Source organism: Leisingera sp. F5 (assembly GCF_001593695.1).
The window spans coordinates 1-1293 of sequence record NZ_LUKH01001078.1; the positions used below are offsets into that span (position 1 = coordinate 1).

The window sequence follows — 1293 nt, forward strand, 5'->3', positions numbered from 1 at the left end:
GCGTTTGGTGACGTTCTGGAAGTGGATCAAGGGCTTTGCCTCGGGATCGTTCCAGGGTTCGAATTCGGAAGCAGTCAAGCCGGGCCTCTTCTGCGAAGTATCGCGCGAATGTCTCGGATGGCCGCGCATGGGGCAACCCAGGCGCGTCAGGAAATGCGGGGCGGCGGGTGCGCCCCGCGGGTCAGGTCCGGCTGATCAGGTGCCGGATTTGACCTTGGTCCACATGCGGGTGGCCTTGCGCTGTACTTTCGGCGGGTAGCCTTCCTTGATGTACAGATTCTTGACGGTTTCTGCACCGGGGTAGATCGCGGGATCGCCGATCACATCTTCTTCCAGGAATTCCTGCGAGGCCTTGTTGCCGTTGGCGTAGTAGACATAGTTGGACGCCGCCGCCATGTTGTGCGCGTCCATGATGAAATTCAGGAATTTATGGGCGCCATCGGGGTTCGGTGCATCGACCGGAATGGCCATCTGGTCGAACCACATCAGCGCGCCTTCCTTGGGGGCGTTGAACTCGATCTCAACGTTGTTATTCGCCTCGGCTGCGCGGTCGCGCGCCTGCAGAATATCGCCGGACCAGCCGAATGCCACGCAGATATCGCCGTTGGCCAGGGCATTGATGTACTCTGAACTGTGGAACTTGGTGATATAGGGGCGCACGCCCAGCAGCACCGGTTCGGCCTTGGCGACCACATCGGCATCCATGCTGTTGGGGTCTTCGCCGATGTATTTCAGCGCCGCCGGGATCATTTCATCCGGCGCATCCAGGAAATGCACGCCGCAGCTGGCCAGCTTTTCCATGTTCACCGGGTTGAACACCAGCTCCAGCGAGTCGATCGGGGCATCCTCTCCCAGCACTTCTTTCACCTTGCCGACGTTCACGCCGATGCCGGTGGTGCCCCACATATAGTTGATGGAATACTCATTGCCGGGGTCATATAGGGCGGTGCGTTCCTCGATCGCGTCCCACATGTTGCCTGAATTGGCCAGTTTCGACGGATCCAGTTTTTGGAAGGCACCGGCCTGGATCTGGCGCGCCATGAAGGAACCGGTCGGCACCACAACGTCATAGCCCGACCCGCCGGCCAGCATCTTGGTCTCCAGAACCTCGTTGCTGTCGAAGACGTCATAGATCAGGTCGATGCCGGTTTCAGCTTCGAATTTCTCCAGCAGACCTTCGTCGATATAGTCCGACCAATTGTAGACGCGCACCTCTTCCGCAGTAGCGGCGGCGGCCGTGCCAAGGGCAACGACGGCGGTCATGGTCATCGTTTTCAGTGTCATGAATTTCTC

General features: G+C 59.2%; 1 protein-coding gene. It reads right to left on the reverse strand.

The window, feature by feature from the left end:
- Window positions 1-195 precede the first annotated feature (195 nt).
- A complete protein-coding gene (locus A2I95_RS39020) occupies window positions 196-1284 on the reverse strand; it encodes a polyamine ABC transporter substrate-binding protein (RefSeq protein WP_027257112.1) in 1089 nt (362 codons plus the stop codon).
- Window positions 1285-1293: the final 9 nt, after the last annotated feature.